Below are 847 nucleotides of genomic sequence, written 5' to 3'. Positions count from 1 at the left end.
TTTCTGTTTTCAATCAGGCCGTTTGATATGCGTCTTCCATTTGCCGGCACAAATGAATTCACAATCTCATATTTCCATTTGACCAGTGTATTCCCAAAATCCATCATTTCCTTGATCTGAGAATTCCTGAAGGATATGATCAGCTCTTCTATGTTCTTCAATGCGTTTTTTTCATTGGATCTGCTATAAAATTCATCCAGCTCATATTTAAGATCATAGGCTAGATCCAGCACAGGGTCATGTCTGACCATGAACTCAAGGATATCATAATAGTTGTAATACCCCTCAAGGGTATGATTGTATATCTTCTTTTCGTTAGGGTCGAATATTCTATTGTCATTGGAGAAGAGCATCCAGTTGAATTTCTTTAATGCATAGTAATGCTTGGATGCTTCCTTTAACTCAAGCTTTTCAGTCTTGGTTTTTTCTTTTTTCTTCTCAAGATATTTTTTTCTGGAATAATACTTATTCATGACATCGATTCTCACTCTGTCAATTTTTCTTCCAAATTCCTGCTTCACATGAAAATGGTCGGTTGCACATATTGCATTTGGAAACATGATTTTCGATACGATTCTGTATGTTTCCCACATGTCAAAGGAAACAATTTTGACATTCTTCCTTTCCTCAAGAGGAATGGAGAAGAAATAATCCATGAGTGTCTGCTTTCTTCTTGACGGAAGGACATCGACAATATTTTGTGTTTCGAAGTCGACAAGAACGCATACGTACTTACTGTGAGCAGACTTGAATGCATAGACCTCATCTATCAGCAGATACTCAGGCAGAGGTCTTCTTGATATGGAGACAAATGAGTCAAATACATGTGCAGCTGTTGTCTGGGATA

The 847-nt window shown here is 37.3% G+C and carries 1 protein-coding gene; it reads right to left on the bottom strand.

Annotated elements, in window-relative coordinates:
• On the bottom strand, positions 1–847 hold an 847-nt coding region (locus B5E87_RS14805), incomplete at both ends, for a transposase (RefSeq protein ID WP_087246179.1).

This window comes from Massilimicrobiota sp. An142 (genome assembly GCF_002160725.1).
GTDB lineage: Bacteria > Bacillota_I > Bacilli_A > Erysipelotrichales > Coprobacillaceae > Allocoprobacillus > Allocoprobacillus merdigallinarum.
This window is presented reverse-complemented; position numbering and strand designations above follow the sequence as displayed.